We start from the raw sequence: 16,760 nt of genomic DNA, 5'->3' as shown, positions 1-16,760 counted from the left end.
TCGCGGGGTCCCATGCTCGTCCCCCGATCCGAACCCGCTCAGTCGGCGGCGACGATCTGGAAGCCCGCGCGGTCGGCTGCGAGATCGCCGCTGTCACCGGCGGCCAATGCAGGTCTGCCGAGGGCGATGGCATAGGCGAAGATCGCCGCGGTGAGCAGGACGCCGGTGCCGATCCGGATCACGTCGGGAAGCGATGACGGCGTGATGAACCCTTCGACGAGGCCGGACAGGAAGAGGAAGAGGACCAGGCCGAGCGCAACCGTGATGAGCGAACGGGCGGCCCGCGCCAGCGCCGCGCGCCGGGGCAGCGGCCCCGGCACCACCCAGGCGGTGAAGATCTTCAGCCCGGCCGCAGCCGCGATCAGGATGCAGGTGATCTCGGGGATGCCGTGCGGGAGGATGTATCTGAAGAAGTCGGCGCCCTGGTCGAACTCGAACATGATGGCACCGGACAGGCCGACGTTGACGGCGTTGACGATGAGGCCGTAGATCACATAGATCCCGGTGATGCCGAGCGCCACCCACTGCACCGCGATCCAGGCGTTGTTCGCCCACACCCCGACGGCGAAGAAGCCGTTGGGATGTTCGAAGTAGTAGTCGACGAAGTCCTCCTCGGCCAGCTGCCGGCGCATCTGGGGAGTGCCGAAGGCGCCGAGCACCTGCGGATCGCTGTGGGCCCAGACCGTCGTGGCGACGCTGAGGCCGACGAAGAAGACGAATACCGCCAGGAACATCCAGCGGGTGGAGTAGAGCGCGGCCGGCAGCGAGACCGTGAAGAACTGCACGATCGACTGATGGAACCCCTGCGGGACTCCCGTCAGCTGCATCCGGGAGCGGTGGACGATGTTCGACAGCCGCACCGACACCTCGGAGTCGGGGGCCACCGTCCGGATCCGGGAGAGGTCCTTGGACGCGGAGCGGTAGAGCCAGAGGAACTCCTCGGCTTCAGCTGCGCTGAGCGAATTGCGTTTCGCGAGCTTCGACAGCCGGTCCCACGCCGGTCCGTGGAGCTCGGCGAGCAGTGCCGGGTCCATAGCATCCCAGCGTAGTCGAGGCGCCGCGTTGCGCGGCACCGGCCGCCGGGTGTGCCACGATGGTCCCGTGAGCACCAGCATCGTCACCGGGGAAGCGGTCGTCCTCGACATCCGAGCCGCCTCTCTGGCCGCCCGCGCCGTCTCCTGCGCGATCGACGCCATCGTCTACGTCACGGGGTACGTCGGCATCTTCATCGCAGCCGCGTGGGCGCTCTACCGGCTGAACTTCATCGACATTCTGCTCGCCCGGGCGGCGCTTATCCTGCTCACCGTCCTGACCCTCGTGCTGGTGCCCTGCACGATCGAAGTGCTCACTCGCGGTCGTTCACTGGGCAAGCTCGTGTGCGGGCTGCGCATCGTCCGGGAGGACGGGGGCGCGATCGCCTTCCGGCACGCCTTCCTGCGGGCCCTCCTGTGGCAGTTCGAGGTGCTGGCGACCGGCGGCGGCGTCGCCGCGTTCGTCGGACTGCTGTCGCCGCAGAGCAAGCGGCTCGGCGACTATCTGGCGGGCACCCTCGCAGTCAACGAGCGGGCGGCGATTCCCCGGCCGGCGTCCATCGGGGTCCCCCGGCATCTGGTGCCGTGGATCAGCCGCGCCGATGTGTCGGCGCTGCCGAGCGGTCTGCACTACCGAATCGTTCAATTCCTCACCACGGCGAGTCAGCGGGCACCGGAGTCGCGGCTGGAGCGCGCCATCGAGCTGGCCGAGGAGGTCAACCCCTACGTCGCACCCGCGCCGCCGGAAGGCACCCACCCCGAGGACTTCCTCGCAGCCATCGTCGGTCACCTGCGCTGGGAGCACTCTCGCCGGATAGCGCGGGCAGCGCGCACCACGGCTCAGTTCCGCTCCCGCGTGGGCGCCCTGCCGCACGGCCTGCGACTCTGAGCGCAGGCCGCACGGCCGGCCGCCGCAGGATCAGTACCGGTAGTGGTCGGCCTTGTAGGGTCCGGCGACGTCCACTCCGATGTACTCCGCCTGCTCCTTGGTCAGCTCGGTGAGCTTCGCGCCGAGGGCAGGCAGGTGAAGCCGGGCGACCTTCTCGTCGAGCTCCTTGGCCAGCCGGTGCACGCCCGGCGGGTAGGCGTCGTGCCGCGCGAACAGCTCCAGCTGGGCCATCACCTGGTTGGTGAACGACGCGCTCATCACGAATGACGGGTGTCCGGTCGCATTGCCGAGGTTGAGCAGACGGCCCTCCGACAGCGCGATGAATGACGTGGTCTCCCGGTCCAGGCCGAGGTCAGCAGGCACCGGCACAGTCCACTCGTGCACCTGGGGCTTGATCTCCACGACCTCGACTCCGGGCTGCTTGGCCAGCCCGGCCAGATCGATCTCGTCGTCGAAGTGGCCGACGTTGCCGACGATCGCTCCCGGCTTGAGGCGCGCGAGCTGCTCGGTGCTGACGACCCTGGTGTTGCCGGTCGTGGTGATCACGAAGTCGGCGGCGCCGATCGCCTCGTCCAGGTGGACGACCTCGTAGCCGTCCATCGCGGCCTGCAGGGCGCAGATGGGGTCGATCTCGACGATCTGGACCCGTGCTCCCTGCCCGCGGAGCGCCTCGGCGGCGCCCTTGCCGACATCCCCGTAGCCGACGACGATGGCGACCTTGCCGCCGATCAGGACGTCCGTCGCGCGGTTGAGCCCGTCGGGCAGGGAATGGCGGATGCCGTAGCGGTTATCGAACTTCGACTTGGTGACGGCGTCGTTGACATTGATCGCGGGGAACGGCAGCTGACCGACCTCGGCGAGGCGGTACAGCCGATTCACACCGGTCGTGGTCTCCTCGCTGACGCCGAGCAGCCCGTCGCGGATGCGGGTCAGACGCTGCGGATCCTCCGCGAGCGATTCGCGCAGGCGAGCAGCGAAGACCTTGGCCTCCTCGGGTGCGTCCTCGCCCGGCTCGGGCACTCCCCCGGCGGCCTCGGCGACGGCGCCGTCGACGACGAGCATGGTGGCGTCCCCGCCATCGTCGAGGATGAGGTTCGCGCCCTCCGGGAACCGGAAGATCTGATCGGTGCACCACCAGTACTCTTCGAGGGTCTCACCCTTCCATGCGAACACCGGGACGCCGGCCGGCTCTTCGACGGTGCCCGTGCCGACGACCACGGCCGCCGCGGCTTCGTCCTGCGTGGAGAAGATGTTGCAGGAGGCCCACCGGACATCGGCCCCGAGATCGACCAGCGTCTCGATGAGGACTGCGGTCTGCACGGTCATATGCAGCGAACCGGCGATCCGCGCTCCCTTGAGCGGCTGCTGGTCGGCGTATTCCTCGCGCAGGGCCATGAGGCCGGGCATCTCACGCTCCGCCAGGCGGATCTGATGGCGCCCCGCTTCCGCGAGGCTGATGTCGGCAATGCGGTATTCGAGCACAGAGAATCCTTTGCGTTTCGAGAAGTTCGGGGTTCGACGAACGTGGTCCAGTCTAGCCGCGAGGCTCTGCGGCGCGACCTTCCGCCGCATCCTCCGCCGCGTCCTCCGCCCGCACGATCGCCAGCACCTTCTCGCTGAGCCTGCGAGTGCCCTCGGGGGAGCCCGTCTCGCAGTTGAGCCGGACCAGCGGCTCGGTGTTCGACTTGCGGACATTGCACCAGAAGTCCTCGCCGTTGAACATCACCCCGTCGAGGTCGTCGACCGTCCCCGCGCCGAGAAGCCCGGATTCGGCCGCCGAGCGGAACCGGTCGAGCGCTCGGTCCGGATCCGCGACCGCGGAGTTGATCTCTCCGGAGGCGCTGTAGGGATCGAATCCGGCGAGCAGGGAGCCGAGCGACGCGTCGGTCTCCGCGAGCGCGGCGATGACGTGGCACGCGGCGAGCATCCCGGTGTCGGCACCGAAGAAGTCGCGGAAGTAGAAGTGCGCGGAGTGCTCGCAGGCGAAGACCGCGGAGTGCTCGGCCATCAGGCGCTTGATCCCCGAATGGCCGACCGGGGTCCGGACCGGGCGGCCTCCCGCGGCGCGCACCGCCTCGGGCACCGCCCGCGAGGTGATGAGGTTGTGCAGCACGACCGGTCGGTCCTCGCCCTGCTGGCGCGCGCGGCCGATCTCCCGCTGCGCCACCAGGGCTCCGACGGCCGAGGCCGAGGCGGCGCGGCCGGTCTCGTCGATGAAGAAGCAGCGATCGGCGTCGCCGTCGAAGGCCAGCCCGAGATCGGCGCCGCGTGCGAGCACTTCCCGCCGCACGTCGAGGAGGTTGGCCGGGTCGAGCGGATTGGCGGGGTGGTTGGGGAAGGTGCCGTCGAGCTCGGTGTAGAGCCCGTGCACCTCGAACGGCACCGGGGGCAGTCCGGCTGCCGTGCCGAAGACCTCGGACAGGAGTTTGCCGGCCATGCCGTTGCCGCAGTCGACGACGACGCGCAGGGGCCGGGTGACGCGTGCGACTCCGGTGAGACGGCGCACCGTCCTCGAGTACTCCGCCGTCAGCTCAGCGGACGCAGCACCGTCCGGCTCCGGCAGCCGGTCGGCCACTGCGCGGGGCGCCTCGGGAGCGGACAGAGCATGGTGGCGGATCAGTCCGAGGCCGGAGTCGCGGCCGATTCCCCCGGCGCGCGGGCCGCACACCTTGATCCCGTTCCAGTCGGCGGGATTGTGACTGGCGGTCACCATGAGGCCCGGCAGGTCCCAGAGACCGGAGGCGAAGTACAGCTGATCCGTCGAGCACAGTCCGACCACCACGGGATCGCCTCCGGCTGCGCTCACGCCCGCGGCCAGCAGCGCCGCGAAGCGCGGGGAGTCGGGTCGCATATCGGAGCCGATCAGCAGCCGCTGCGCTCCGTGGAGCTCCGCCATCGCTCGGGCGGTACCGAATCCGATCGCGAAGATCAGGTCCTCGTCGAGGTCAGCGCCGATCCGCCCGCGGAAGTCGTAGGCCTTGAGCACTCGGCGGAAGCGGTTCACCCGGTCCGTCACTCGTCGGGGTCCCCCACCACCCGCAGATGGCCGTGCGGGCGATCGCTCGGCGAAGGCCTCGGCTTGGCGGCCTCGCGCACCGCGTCGGCGATCGCCAGCAGATCATCGCGGCTGCGCTCCGGGGCGGCATCTCCACCGCCCAGTCGGATGAGCTCCCAGCCCTGCGGGGCCGTCAGGCGCTCGGCGTGGAACGAGCACAGGTCGTGGGCCCCGGGCTCGGAGCGCATCGCCAGGGGGCCGATCACGACACAGGCGTCGGCATGCACATACGTCAGAGTCCAAGTCGCGCTGCTGCCGCACTTGACCTTGGAACACAATCTCACACCGGACACAGCACCCGAGTCTAATACAATCGGCTTCATGTCCCGCTCCACGGCTCGCGACCGGCATGGCCGCGGGATGCGCTCCGAACTCTTCCGCGCCTCGGTCCCGGCTGCCTCCACGCGTACGCAGCGCTTCTCCAGGCTGGCTGCCGGCATCCTCGATCGCATCCGCAGGCGCGCGGCCGGTGAGCTCGACGAGGTGGTCCTGGCCTTCGACATCGCCCCGCTGGCAGCTGACGGAATCGAACTCGGGCGCGTCTTCCCCGCCACCCCCGAGCGGCCGGCGACGATCGTGCTGCATCGGATGCCGATCGTCTCGCGCTGCAGTTCGCGCTCGGAGCTGCTGGAGCTGCTCGGCGAAGTCATCAGCGAGCAGGCGGGGCTGCTGTGCGGGCGCGACCCCGAGGAGCTGTGGCCGCGCTGACCGGCTGAACGGCCCACGCGCTGACCGGCTGCCCGGCACTTCGATCGGCCCCCGCCGCTGCCGGAACCCGGCCGGCCGTTGATCCCCCGGCGCGCGTCGGAACCCGGTCGGCCGCGCTCGTGCGGTGTCAACCCGGTCAGTTGTGGAGCCGGATGTCCCGGTAGCCGATCCCGGTCGGGGCGGCGGGGATCACGAGTCCGCTCAGCCCGGTCTCGGTGGCAGCCGCTGCGGCGGCGTGCACGGCGGTGCCGCCGGGCGAATCGAGGACGACGCCGACGACGGCTTCGCCGAACAGCTCGTCCGGACGGACGGCCGAGCTGCGATCCCTCGCCAGACCGAGAGCGCGCGCGTCGGTGACGGTGCCGTCCTCCCGGACACCGGCCAGCGACACCTCTCCTGCTGCGGGGCCGAACATCAGCGTGGCCTCCGGGCCCCGCGGCAGCGCGAGCAGCTGACCGGCGCCCAATGGCTCGACCGCGGGCATGAGGGCGAACTCACTGCCGCTGTCACCGATATCGCGTTCGACCTCGGCGCCGGCGACGACGGGAGCCGCCGCGGTGATGCGGACGACACCGGCGGGCACCTCGCCGAGCTCGATCTGCGCCGTGGCGTGAGCCGGGACGGCCGCGGAGTCGCGTTCGATCTCCACTGGACCCTCGGTGCCGATGTACTCGATGGTGGCAGTCGTCGCGGCGTCACCGGTGTTGGTCACGCGCACCACGCCGCGCCCGTCGACGGCCAGCGGCACCTCGGCAGTCTCCGCAGCGGCGCGGGCGGGCGCCTCGTACTCGATCCCGCGCGGGGTCAGTCCGTCGAGCCGGGTCTGCTGCAGCACCGCCGCCATCAGCCCGCCTGTCGCCTCCGCTCGGACGCCGAGCACCGTCTGCTCAGGGGCGAGAGCGCCGAGCACGACGGATCGCTGCTCGCCGGGCTGCAGGCTCAGGGTGTCGTCACCGGCCGGGGTGATCGGCCCCATCTCGCCGGTCAGGGAGATCGCGACGGTGATGGGCGCCTGGGACGGGTTGGCGATCAGCAGCCGGGAGTCGACCCCCGTCGAGGTGTCCCCCGCGGTGAAGTCGACCTGCGTGCGCGGCCGCACGCAGCTGAGCGCAGCCAGCCCGGCGAAGTCGCCCTCCGAGGCCTGCACCGTCTGCCCGGCCGAGACGAGCGCCGGATGCTCCGACTCCGCCTGACCGATGACGAGTGTCGGCTCGGTGACGGAGTCGTCACCGGAGGCGAACCCGCCTGACGACCCCACGGTGAAGTTCTCCTGCCCGCCCAGTGCCTGCGATCTCACGCCTGCGGCCGCGCGGCTGCCGTCGGGGGCGGAGGTCTGCACGGAGGCCGATTGGACGGTGGTCGGCGGGACCGGCGACGTCGTGAACTCCTCGTCGGTGCCGGCCGCCTGACCGGCGACGTCGAGCGGACCGGGACACCAGGAGACAGTGTCGGAGGCGGGCAGGCGGATCTGCTCCGCTCCCCGATTGATCGAGCCGCTCGCCAACGGCGTGAGGAAGCCGGTGGTCGCGATCAGCAGGCCGGGCACCGCGAAGCCCGCGAAGGTCACCAGCGATCGCCCATTGCGTCGATTCAGCGCCATCAGCTGTCTCCATCTCCACTGCGAGCACCGGAGCGGGCGCTCACAGTGTCTCGGACGGGTTCACGATCGCCCGCAGGAGGGCCGTCGGCGGTTGCCCGACCACTCCCCCGGGAGCCGAGGACGGGCGCACGATCGCTCGCACGACTGCCGCCGCCTGCCCGACCATTCGTCTGCGCAGCCGCGCCGAACGGGATCGCGACGAGCACGGCCACGAGGACGACAGCCCACCCGACGAGCACCGTCGCCGCATGAGCGGGGCGCGTGCCGGTCAGGCGCAGCTCACCGCCGTCGGCAGGCACTGCGAAGGCGGCCTGCCAGTCCCCATCGAGAACCGGCAGCTCCGTGCCGTCGATCGCGGCCCGGGTGAGCCCCGCCCGCTCCGCCAGCACCAGCCGCCGCTCGGAGTCTCCGGGCGGGATCTGCGCGGTCCCGTCACGGACCTCGACCGCCTCGACCGCTCCGTCATCGGCGACGACCGAGGCGTAGGAGATCGGGGCCGTCTCCGAGACCACCTGCCACAGGTGGCCCAGGTCGGTGTCGCCCAGCCGGGTCAGCCCCGGGGAGACGGAGACCAGCCTGGTGAGCGACTCTCCGGAATCGGGGGTGACGACGACGAATCCGACGCCGATGGACCTCAGCCCGTCGCGGGCGTCGGCGCCGTCGCCGGCGGTGAGTCGGCCGATCGTGATCGCCAGCGCCGTATCGGCCTCGTCGAGTGCCACGGGTCGGCGCTCGAGCAATCCGCCGTCGACGGCGGCCGCTTCGTGCAGGGTCGCGGTCTGCACCACGGTGCCGGAGGACGCCGAGGCGAGCGTGCCGTAGAGCTGCCCGCCCCGCTCCTGCAGCACCAGGGTGCGCTGACCGAGGGGACCGGCGCTGCGCTCGGCGGCGAAGGCGGGCAGCACCGAGGACGTCGACCGCTGGAGGGCGATTCCGGCCAGCAGCGACTGCCCGACGAACAGGGTGAGGACGATGAGCGCGGTTGCCGGCACCAGCAGGCGCACCGACAGCGCGCGCAGCCGGGAGGCCCGGTCATAGTCCGTCGGCCACAGAGCCGACGCGACGAATCCGACGGCGCCGAGACCCATGATCAGCAGGGAGTCGCCGGTGAACGAGGCGACGAGGCCGTCCGCGGTGAGTCCGGACCCGAACGCGGCCTGCAGGACCCCGCCCGCCAGTCCCGTGCCGTAGAGCACGGTGGAGGCCGCGAGCAGAGCCAGGGAGTTCTGGATCCGGGTCAGGGCGAGCACTCCGGCGAACAGGAGAGGCAGCATGATCGCCAACAGCACCCACGGCACCGCAGCGTCGGGAAGCAGGGCTGCGAGCAGCGCCGACTGCGGCTGCGCGGGGTAGCCGAATGCGAGCTCGAAGCTCGCGGGCGTCGCGTAGTCGAACACCCGGCCGGGATTGGTGAGGAAGACGTCGAGGTGATCGACCGCCGCCAGCAGCCACGGAGCCAGCAGCGCGAGCGACGGCAGGATGGTCCACACGAGCCCGGATCGCCGCAGCACTGCCAGCAGGACGATGAGTCCCCCCAGCACCGGCACCACGAGGACGGGACTGCCGGCCAGCATCACTGCCAGTGCCAGTCCTGCTCCAGCGGCGGCGGTGGAGCGGCGCAGTCGAACAGCCCGCTCGAGCGCCCAGCAGGCGGCTGGGGCGCAGATCCAGGCCAGCACCGTGCCGTAGCGACCCTCGATCAGGGAGAAGAGGAATGCCGGGGAGCAGGCCCACACGAGAGCGAGCAGGCCGCGGACTCCGGACGGTGGCGCGATCCGGCCGGCGCACAGGTACATGACGAGCGCCGCCAGCGGCAGTGCCGCGAACCACAGGACCCGGATCATGAGGTCGAGGTCTCCGAGGAACAGCAGCCCGAGCACCGCGAAAACGCTGAGCACCGGGTCTGCCACCGTCACACTGCCGAGCCCCAGCTCGGAGACGGGCACCAGGATGCGCTCGATGAGCGCTGGATAGGCGACATCGAAGCGCGGCAGTGCACCGCCGCCGACGGCACCGGGGCCGATGAGCGAATGGAAGAGCAGTCCGGAGCCGAGCAGGGTCACGAACAGCACGGCCGTCAGCGGGTGGAAGAGCAGGCTGCGGCGGCTGCGCGTGTCGATCCCGGAGAAGCCCGCGACCTCGCCGGAGGTGTTGAGCGCCACGTCTCGACGGGCGCCGCCGGCGTCCTCGTCCGGCTGTTCGGTCGCCGGGTTCCCCCGCAGCTCCCGGCGGATGATCTCGAGCTCACGCCGGCCGGCGAACAGCTGCGCCGAGCCGTCGTGCCCGGACCGGGAGCGACGCAGCTTCGAGGTGGCGCGCACGTCGGCAGGCAGGGCGAATGCGCTGCGCAGGCACCACAGCGCACGGCTGGGGTCGTTGGCCAGCAGTCTGCCGAGACCGGCCAGCAGCGCGGCGGCGAACAGCTTGAGCACCGTCCACGAGACGCGACTGCGAGGCGTCACCGCCAGTCGGTAGCGGTGCTCCTCGCGCAGCGCCTGCTGACCGGTCAGCGGCCGGGCGGAAGACCGATAGCCCGCGGCGGCAGCGGCGGGCAGGCGCACGCTCGCCTGGGGCACCAGGCCCACGCGATATCCGGCTCCGCGCACGCGGCGGCTGTACTCGATGCCTCGATAAGCGCTCGACAGAACTCGGGAGGGGACGCCGATAGACGACACCAGCTCTGCGCGGACGAGCATGCCGGGCACATCGACAGCGAGGGTGTCCTGCCGTCTGTCGTACTGCCCCTGGTCGACCTCCCCGGGGGCGACCGGATTGACCCGCAGCCCCTGGGGGGTGGTGGTGACGCCGGCTGAGACCAGACTGCGCCTGTCGCCCTCGGCGCCGGCAAGCAGCTTGGGGCCGGCCGCGCCGAGGGACTCCGCGGTGGTGAGTGCTTCGATGAGCGCGGGGAGGGATTCGGGGTCCGGCACTGCACCTGCGGGGAGGAACCATACGAATTGGGCGCCGGCCACGGAAGGAAGCTGTGCCACCTCGGAGTCCGCAACGTGGAGCACACCGGGCTGCAGGACGGAATTCGCCGAACCCGCCGCGTCACCCGGCGAACCGGCCGCTGAGGCGAGCACGACTGTGGTGAGGTCGGCGAAGCGCTCGCGCAGCGCGAGCAGCCGGCTGGGCTCGGCAGGGCAGTCGTCGATGTCGACGACTGCTGTGACGGCAAAGCTCACACAACCCGCTTCTTCAGCCGGCGGCGCTCACGCTCGGACAGTCCGCCCCAGATGCCGAACCGCTCGTCGTTCTCCAGCGCGTACTCAAGGCACTGAGCACGCACATCGCAGGAGGCGCAGACCCTCTTGGCCTCACGGGTGGACCCGCCCTTCTCCGGGAAGAACGCCTCCGGATCGGTCTGGGCGCACAGCGCCTGGTCCTGCCATCCCAACACTCCCTCTCCGGCACCGCTGAGGAGCAGTGACAACGGCGAGACTGCGGCATATGATTCTTCTGCAGTCGGCACAGGCTGCAGGCTCGTCGGATCCAGCGACAGCGGATCCGGCACGAAGGACGGTTCCGGTCGGGTCGGGTCCACGAACCAGTCTTCGGCAGTCCGGGAGATCACTCCAGGCTGTTGTGATGTTCGCCACTCCTCGGCGTACTTCCGCGCTTCTGACACGAGTTCCTCCCCTTTCTTCGTCGGGGTCGACACCGTGTTCCCGGCGTCGCTCCGACTTCCCCCTATGAAAATTACACGCGTGTCATTCGACTTTAGTCAACCCTCGACCTGGTATGACCGCGCCCCCTCGTCTCAGTATTCGAACGCGCGTTCCCAGGCGCCCACTGCTCGACCACTACATTTGGTGGACGGAGCGCCCGGTGACCACAATCTGTGCCTCCCGAGATTTTTCCCGGTTGATTCAGCACTGGATCCGGAAGTCGTACGAATCACAGGAGATTTCCTGGGATCATGGGAACCATGAAGATCACCGCTCTCCCTCTGACGGACACCTCCACCGGCGTGCTCGCCGACGTCGTCGACTTCGCCGCGTCGCTGCCCCGGTCCCAGGCCACCGTGATCGCATCGACCTTCACCGATGTCACCGTCCATGGGCTGCGCTTCACTCCGGATCTCGACGCCTGCCTGCTCCCGCCCGGCACTGCTGTGCCGGGGGGCGCGGTGCAGGAGCTGGCCGCCTACCACGTCGACGCGGAGTGGTTCCGCATGACGGAGGCCTCGCTGGCCGCAGCTGTGCTGCGCACCCGGCTGCTCGGGCTGGGCTATCCGCTGTCGCAGGTCGTCCAGGCGATGGCCACCCGCTACACCCCGTCGTTCACGCTGCTGCCGGCTTCCGATGACTCCGTGGAGACCCTCGTGGTGGTGAAGCAGGACGATCACGAGGAAGCCTGGCCGGCCCGCCGCTACCGCGCCGATCCCTCGCCGGCGGTCCAGCGCGTCGTCCGCAGCGGTTTCGAAGGTGCCAAGGCGGCCCCGGGCGTCCTCAAGGCCATCCGCCAAGCGGATGTGGTGCTCGTCCGCGCCGATGAGTTCGCCGCCTACGACACCGTTCCGATGCTCCAGCTGCCAGGAGTGATCGACGCGCTCACCGGCACCCGCGCCCGCCTGCTCACGCTGGGAGCCGAGTTCCTCCCCGACGAGCTGCGCAGGCGCCTCGGCGGCCGCGAGGTCACCGGCACGATCGCCGAGGCATGCTCCGACCTGCCGACCTCGACCGCGACGCGGACCGTCTGGGACCGGTGATGGGACTCTCCCCCAGCAGGCTGCTGACCGTCTACGCAGTGGCCGGGATCGGCGCAGTCGCGCCCGGCGGTGAGCTCGCTGCCCTGATCTGCAGCGCGATCGACCGCGACCGGGTGGAGATCAAGGACGGCGACATCCTCGTGGTCGCCTCGAAGGTGGTCGCCAAGGCCGAGGGCCGGCTGGCGCAGGTCGGCGACCGTGCGCAGTTCGAGGACCTCGTCGCGCAGCATTCCCACGGTGTGATCGCCGCGCGCAGCTTCTCCTCCGCGCAGGGCCCCGCCACGGTCGCGATCGTCCGCACGAGCGCCGGGACGGTGCAGGCGGCTGCCGGGCTCGACCGATCGAATGCGGACGGCGCGGTGGTGCTGCATCCGAGTGATCCCGATGCGGCCGCTGCCCAGCTCCGCTCCGGACTGGAGCGATATTTCGGCGTCCGGCTCGGAGTCATCGTCTCCGACACCACGTCCCGCCCCTGGCGACGCGGAGTGGTCGACTTCGCTCTCGGCGCCTCGGGGGTGCGCGGACTGGACTCCCAGCGCGGCCGCCCCGATGACTCCGGGCGGACCCAGCAGGTCACCGAGCGTGCCGTGGCCGACGAGATCGCCGCTGCCGCAGATCTCGTCAAGGGCGCGGCGCGCGGCCTGCCGGTCGCAGTGGTGCGCGGACTCGGCGACCTGCTCGACTCCGACCATCCCGGAGCCGGCGAGCTCAATCGGGACGAAGCCGAGGACTGGTTCCGCCACGGGCACGTCGAGGCCGTGCACGCCGCACTGGGCTCGGAACCCGCCGCTCCCCCGGCGTCTGCCGACGGCGATGACGACATGCTGACGCGGGTCTCGCGCGCGCTGGCGGCGGCGCGGGGAACCCGAGCTCGCACTCCCGGGCAGGACCACTGGCGGATGCGGGTCACCGGAGCCGGCTCGCGGATCCTCATCTCCCCCAGCGGGTCCGGCCGCAGCTCCGAGGCCGGCGGTCATCGCCTCGTGGAGGCGGCGATCGGCCTGGGGGCGCTGGTCGATCGGCTGCATTCGGCCCTGTTCGCCGAGGAGCTCGGCGCACGCGTCCGCTACACCTGGTCATCGAACGGCGCCCCGTCCGGGGCCGAACTCACCATCGAACTCGTCATGGAGGATGCATGAGAGATCTCATCGCCCAGCTGTCTGCTCGGCCGGACCCGGCCCTGGTCTTCCTCGCCGAGAGCGGCGAGCGGCTCGAGCTCACCGGCCGCGTGAGCGCCAACTGGGTCTACAAGACCGCAGGCCTGCTCGGCGAGCTCGGGGTCGGGCCGCAGGTGGGATTCGGCGTGGTGTGCCCGAGCCCACCGCATCTCCACTGGCGGGTGCTGGCAGCGATGCTGGCTGCCTGGTCGCTGGGCGCGCAGGTGTCGCTCCTCGACCCGCACGGCGAACCGCCGGAGGACGAGTGGGTGGCGATGCGGCCCGAACACCTCGACGACTCCCGGGCACCGGCCTCGCCCCCGCCGGTCGACGACTCCGCCGCCGAGGTGCTGGTCTACGCCACCGGTGCCCTCGCCCTGAGCGCCGAGGCGCCAGCCGGCTGCATCGATTACAACTCCGCAGTCCGCGCCTACCCGGACGTCACAGCCCTCGGTGCGCCCACGCACCTCGATCTCGTGGATGTGTCCGGGGAAGCACATCGCATCCCGGTTCCGGAAGCTGAGGCAGGAGCGGGGGCGCGGGTCGCCGGTGCCGGCGGCGCCACCGGCAGCGCGTCGGCCGGTGAGAGCGCACCCGGTCCCGACTCCCGGACAGCAGACACCAGCGGGACGGCGCTCCTGGCGGGGCTTCCCCGCAGCGCCGACGAATGGTCCGAGCTGCTGAACGTGCTCATCCGCGGCACACTGATCCTCACCGACATCGCCGACGACTCACGGCTGCAGCGCAGGTTGGACGGTGAGCAGGTGGTCCATGGCACAATCGGCACATGGACAAAGTAGTTGCATCAGCCGCAGAAGCGGTTGCCGACGTCTTCTCCGGCGCGCAGCTGGCGGTGGGCGGATTCGGGCTCGTCGGAGTGCCCGAGACCCTCATCGAAGCGCTGCGCGACCAGGGCACCGGCGACCTGGAAGTCATCTCGAACAATGCCGGGGCCAACGGCTTCGGCCTGGCGAAGCTGCTCGAAACGCATCAGATCAGCAGGGTGATCGCCTCCTACGTCGGCGAGAACAAGGAATTCGCCCGCCAGTACCTCGAGGGCGAGCTCGAGCTGGAGCTCACTCCCCAGGGCACTCTCGCGGAGAAGCTGCGCGCCGGTGGCGCCGGAATCCCCGCGTTCTACACCATCACCGGGTCGGGCACCCAGGTGGCCGACGGCGGCATCCCCTGGCGCTACGACAGCGAGGGCAACGTCACCAAGACCTCCCCGGCGAAGGAGACGAAGGTGCTCGACACCTTCGGCGAGGAGCAGGAGTACGTCCTCGAGCACGCGCTCGCCCCGGACTTCGCGCTCGTGCGCGCCGCGGTGGGCGATCGGCACGGCAATCTCGTCTTCCACCGCTCGGCCCGCAACTTCAATCCCCCGGCGGCCCAGGCCGCGAAGATCACCATCGCCGAGGTCGAGAAGCTCGTCGAGCCCGGCGAGATCGCTCCCGACGACGTCCACCTGCCCGGTGTGTTCGTCCACCGCGTCGTCGCCCTGACCCCGGAGCAGGCGGCTCAGAAGCCCATCGAGAAGCGCACACTGCGGGAGGCCTGACATGACACTGACACGCAACCAGATGGCGGCCCGTGCCGCCGCCGAGCTCAGCGACGGCGCCTACGTCAACCTCGGCATCGGGCTGCCGACCCTGGTCCCGAACTACGTGCCCGACGGAGTGCACCTGGTGCTGCAGTCGGAGAACGGTCTGCTCGGCGTCGGCCCCTACCCCACCGAGGACGAGCTGGACCCGGACCTCATCAACGCCGGCAAGGAGACCGTCACGGTGCTGCCCGGCGCCAGCTTCTTCGACTCGGCGACCAGCTTCGGCATGATCCGCGGCGGCAAGATCGACGTCGCGATCCTCGGGGCGATGCAGGTGGCCGGCAACGGCGACATCGCCAACTGGATGATCCCCGGCAAGATGGTCAAGGGCATGGGCGGGGCGATGGACCTCGTCCACGGCGCCAAGCGGGTCCTCGTCGTGATGGAGCACGTCGCCAAGGACGGCTCGCACAAGCTGCTCGACTCCTGCGAGCTGCCGCTGACCGGCAAGGGAGTCGTCGAACGGGTCATCACCAACCTCGCAGTCCTCGACGTCACCGGCGATGGGTTCCGCCTGGTCGAGCGCGCCCCCGGCATCGAGATCGACGAGATCCGCGAGAAGACCGGAGGCAGCCTCGAAGTGCCCGCAGAAGTGCCGGAGATGCGCATTCCCGCCCACGTCGGCTGACCACTGCGAGAAGGACCGGATCCCGGATCATCGTCCCGTTTCCCACCGGAAGCGGGGCGTTGAGTCTGTCAGCAGGGAGGCTCACTCCTCGGGCGGCAGTCCCGTGGTCGCGGCGAACAGTGCGCCGGATCCGGTGACGACGGGTTGGGGTTCGTCCGCGCCGATGAAGACGGCGTCCCCGCTGCGCAGTTCGAGCGTCTCGGAACCCGAGGACACCCGGAAGGAGCCGGCGGTGCACAGCAGCACGACCGCGCCGCTGCGGGCCACGGGCACGTCGGCGGCATCATCGATCCGCTGCAGCGCGAAGTCCTCGGTGACACCGCGCAGCACCCCACGATCGTCCGCGCTGACGAGCTGCGGCTCTGCGCTCTCGAACCGCACCACGGTGTCGAGCTCGGCCAGGTCGATGTGCTTGGACGTCAGGCCGCCGCGCATGACGTTGTCGGACGAGGCCATGATCTCCACGCCCAGGCCGCCCAGGTAGGCGTGCAGCACTCCGGCGTCGAGCGCCATCGACTCCCCCGCCCGGAGGCTGATGCGGTTGAGCATGAGAGCCACGAGGGCTCCTGCGTCGCTCGGGAAGTCACGGTTCACCTGGCGCAGCGTCTCCACCGGATCGACTGCGGAGCCCACCCGTGACGGATCGTCGGCCGGCGCCTCGGGAATTTCGAGGGCCGCCAAGCGATCGGCCAGTCGGCCGAATTCGCTCGCCCGGCCGAGGACCAGACTCGTGGCGGTGCGCAGCGCTTCGGACTCCTCGGGCCGCTCCAGGGTCCGGCGCCACTCCCGCAGGAACCCCCGGTCCGCGTCGTCGGCAGCGACCTCGAACCGCGCGATCGTGGCCAGCACGGCCGGAATCGGACGAAATCCGCACAGTGCGGAGAAGTCGCTGAGGGCGTGGATGAGCTCCGGCTTGTGCCAGGCGTCCTTGTAATTCCGGTGCGGCGCATCGAGCGGCACTCCGGTCGAGGTCTCCTGTTCGAAGCCCGTTCGCGCCTGCTCAAGAGTCGGGTGAGCCTGGATGGACAGCGCGGTCTCCGCCGACAGGATCTTGAGCAGGAAGGGCAGGCGCTCCCCGAAGGCGGCGACGGAGGACTGCCCGAGGCGGTCGACGGGGGCTTGCTCTATCCACGCGTCCAGGCCGGTGTCATCGATCTGCGACGGGGCGCCGTGATGTGCGCCGACCCAGAGCTCGGCCGCCGGAGTTCCGTCGGGCTCGCGCCCGAGGATCTCGGGGATGCCCGTCGGGCTGCCCCAGGCGTAGTCGCGCACCGTATTGGTCAGCAGCTGCATGGTCAGTGTTCCATCCTTCTGTCGGTCTCGACCGTCGGCGGGCGCCGCGCCCAGGGCCAGGTCTCGATCTCGACCGCAAGCCTAG

15 protein-coding genes are annotated in these 16,760 nt (G+C 70.5%); 7 read left to right on the top strand and 8 right to left on the bottom strand.

The window, feature by feature from the left end; all coding sequences use genetic code 11:
- Window positions 1-38: 38 nt before the first annotated feature.
- Window positions 39-1,034 (bottom strand): stage II sporulation protein M, encoded by a 996-nt coding sequence (locus LXN01_RS13410; protein ID WP_236865912.1) that lies wholly within the window; start codon window positions 1,032-1,034, stop codon window positions 39-41.
- Between the two features lie 67 nt (window positions 1,035-1,101).
- Here LXN01_RS13410 and LXN01_RS13405 point away from each other — a divergent pair, with 67 nt between their 5' ends.
- Window positions 1,102-1,920, top strand: a complete 819-nt coding sequence (locus LXN01_RS13405) for an RDD family protein (RefSeq protein WP_236865911.1) — start codon at window positions 1,102-1,104, stop codon at window positions 1,918-1,920.
- A 30-nt stretch (window positions 1,921-1,950) separates the two neighbouring features.
- Here the strand turns inward: LXN01_RS13405 and ahcY are convergent, their stop codons facing one another.
- Genes ahcY through LXN01_RS13390 form a run of 3 tightly spaced genes read right to left on the bottom strand, consistent with a single transcriptional unit; the run spans window position 1,951 to window position 5,268 of the window.
- Window positions 1,951-3,492: an adenosylhomocysteinase gene (gene ahcY / locus LXN01_RS13400; RefSeq protein ID WP_236865910.1), complete on the bottom strand. Its 1,542-nt coding sequence runs from the start codon at window positions 3,490-3,492 to the stop codon at window positions 1,951-1,953.
- Window positions 3,455-4,924 (bottom strand): phosphohexomutase domain-containing protein, encoded by a 1,470-nt coding sequence (locus LXN01_RS13395; RefSeq protein WP_236865909.1) that lies wholly within the window; start codon window positions 4,922-4,924, stop codon window positions 3,455-3,457. The genes ahcY and LXN01_RS13395 overlap by 38 nt, the downstream gene beginning before the upstream one ends.
- Window positions 4,925-4,932: 8 nt before the next feature.
- On the bottom strand, window positions 4,933-5,268 hold the full coding sequence (locus tag LXN01_RS13390; RefSeq protein ID WP_236865908.1) for a DUF3499 domain-containing protein: 336 nt from the start codon (window positions 5,266-5,268) through the stop codon (window positions 4,933-4,935).
- A gap of 28 nt (window positions 5,269-5,296) precedes the next feature.
- On the opposite strand from LXN01_RS13390, the gene LXN01_RS13385 reads away from it, so the two are divergent.
- The gene (locus LXN01_RS13385; RefSeq protein WP_236865907.1) at window positions 5,297-5,683 is read left to right on the top strand and encodes a metallopeptidase family protein; all 387 of its coding nucleotides are present in this window, start codon (window positions 5,297-5,299) and stop codon (window positions 5,681-5,683) included.
- Window positions 5,684-5,819: 136 nt separating this feature from the next.
- Here LXN01_RS13385 and LXN01_RS13380 read toward each other — a convergent pair whose 3' ends face one another.
- The 3 genes from LXN01_RS13380 to LXN01_RS13370 are packed head-to-tail and all read right to left on the bottom strand — an operon-like array spanning window position 5,820 to window position 10,911.
- Window positions 5,820-7,283: a DUF5719 family protein gene (locus tag LXN01_RS13380; RefSeq protein WP_236865906.1), complete on the bottom strand. Its 1,464-nt coding sequence runs from the start codon at window positions 7,281-7,283 to the stop codon at window positions 5,820-5,822.
- A complete protein-coding gene (locus LXN01_RS13375) occupies window positions 7,283-10,468 on the bottom strand; it encodes a glycosyltransferase family 2 protein (RefSeq protein ID WP_236865905.1) in 3,186 nt (1,061 codons plus the stop codon). Before LXN01_RS13375 ends, LXN01_RS13380 begins: the two co-directional genes overlap by 1 nt.
- Complete coding sequence (locus LXN01_RS13370; RefSeq protein ID WP_336885274.1) at window positions 10,465-10,911, bottom strand: WhiB family transcriptional regulator; 447 nt, start codon at window positions 10,909-10,911, stop codon at window positions 10,465-10,467. The genes LXN01_RS13375 and LXN01_RS13370 overlap by 4 nt, the downstream gene beginning before the upstream one ends.
- Window positions 10,912-11,202: 291 nt before the next feature.
- Between LXN01_RS13370 and LXN01_RS13365 the strand changes: the two genes are divergently transcribed.
- From LXN01_RS13365 to LXN01_RS13345, 5 genes are read left to right on the top strand one after another with little or no spacing between them, the layout of a single operon-like run.
- Window positions 11,203-11,994: a 2-phospho-L-lactate transferase CofD family protein gene (locus LXN01_RS13365; RefSeq protein ID WP_236865904.1), complete on the top strand. Its 792-nt coding sequence runs from the start codon at window positions 11,203-11,205 to the stop codon at window positions 11,992-11,994.
- Window positions 11,943-13,133, top strand: a complete 1,191-nt coding sequence (gene cofE / locus LXN01_RS13360) for a coenzyme F420-0:L-glutamate ligase (protein ID WP_236865903.1) — start codon at window positions 11,943-11,945, stop codon at window positions 13,131-13,133. The genes LXN01_RS13365 and cofE overlap by 52 nt, the downstream gene beginning before the upstream one ends.
- Window positions 13,130-13,951, top strand: coding sequence for a TIGR03089 family protein (locus LXN01_RS13355; protein WP_236865902.1), 822 nt, complete (start codon window positions 13,130-13,132; stop codon window positions 13,949-13,951). The genes cofE and LXN01_RS13355 overlap by 4 nt, the downstream gene beginning before the upstream one ends.
- Window positions 13,939-14,709: a CoA transferase subunit A gene (locus tag LXN01_RS13350; protein ID WP_236865901.1), complete on the top strand. Its 771-nt coding sequence runs from the start codon at window positions 13,939-13,941 to the stop codon at window positions 14,707-14,709. The genes LXN01_RS13355 and LXN01_RS13350 overlap by 13 nt, the downstream gene beginning before the upstream one ends.
- A 1-nt stretch (window position 14,710) precedes the next feature.
- Window positions 14,711-15,382, top strand: a complete 672-nt coding sequence (locus LXN01_RS13345; RefSeq protein WP_236865900.1) for a CoA transferase subunit B — start codon at window positions 14,711-14,713, stop codon at window positions 15,380-15,382.
- Window positions 15,383-15,463: 81 nt separating this feature from the next.
- Here the strand turns inward: LXN01_RS13345 and manA are convergent, their stop codons facing one another.
- Window positions 15,464-16,675 (bottom strand): mannose-6-phosphate isomerase, class I, encoded by a 1,212-nt coding sequence (gene manA / locus LXN01_RS13340; RefSeq protein WP_236865899.1) that lies wholly within the window; start codon window positions 16,673-16,675, stop codon window positions 15,464-15,466.
- Window positions 16,676-16,760: the final 85 nt, after the last annotated feature.

Origin of the sequence: Brevibacterium daeguense (genome assembly GCF_021729135.1) — a bacterium.
Taxonomy (GTDB): domain Bacteria; phylum Actinomycetota; class Actinomycetes; order Actinomycetales; family Brevibacteriaceae; genus Brevibacterium; species Brevibacterium daeguense.
The sequence above is the reverse complement of the archived record's forward strand: the minus strand, read 5'-3'. Positions and strand labels throughout refer to the sequence as shown.

Excerpts from the sequence above, each read along its gene's own strand:
- LXN01_RS13410 (WP_236865912.1), bottom strand. The coding sequence starts at position 1,034 with ATGGACCCGGCACTGCTCGCCGAGCTCCACGGACCGGCGTGGGACCGG.
- ahcY (WP_236865910.1), bottom strand. The coding sequence starts at position 3,492 with ATGCGGCGGAAGGTCGCGCCGCAGAGCCTCGCGGCTAGACTGGACCAC.
- LXN01_RS13385 (WP_236865907.1), top strand. The coding sequence starts at position 5,297 with ATGTCCCGCTCCACGGCTCGCGACCGGCATGGCCGCGGGATGCGCTCC.
- LXN01_RS13380 (WP_236865906.1), bottom strand. The coding sequence starts at position 7,283 with ATGGCGCTGAATCGACGCAATGGGCGATCGCTGGTGACCTTCGCGGGC.
- LXN01_RS13365 (WP_236865904.1), top strand. The coding sequence starts at position 11,203 with ATGGGAACCATGAAGATCACCGCTCTCCCTCTGACGGACACCTCCACC.
- cofE (WP_236865903.1), top strand. The coding sequence starts at position 11,943 with ATGCTCCGACCTGCCGACCTCGACCGCGACGCGGACCGTCTGGGACCG.
- LXN01_RS13355 (WP_236865902.1), top strand. The coding sequence starts at position 13,130 with ATGAGAGATCTCATCGCCCAGCTGTCTGCTCGGCCGGACCCGGCCCTG.
- LXN01_RS13350 (WP_236865901.1), top strand. The coding sequence starts at position 13,939 with ATGGACAAAGTAGTTGCATCAGCCGCAGAAGCGGTTGCCGACGTCTTC.
- LXN01_RS13345 (WP_236865900.1), top strand. The coding sequence starts at position 14,711 with ATGACACTGACACGCAACCAGATGGCGGCCCGTGCCGCCGCCGAGCTC.
- manA (WP_236865899.1), bottom strand. The coding sequence starts at position 16,675 with ATGCAGCTGCTGACCAATACGGTGCGCGACTACGCCTGGGGCAGCCCG.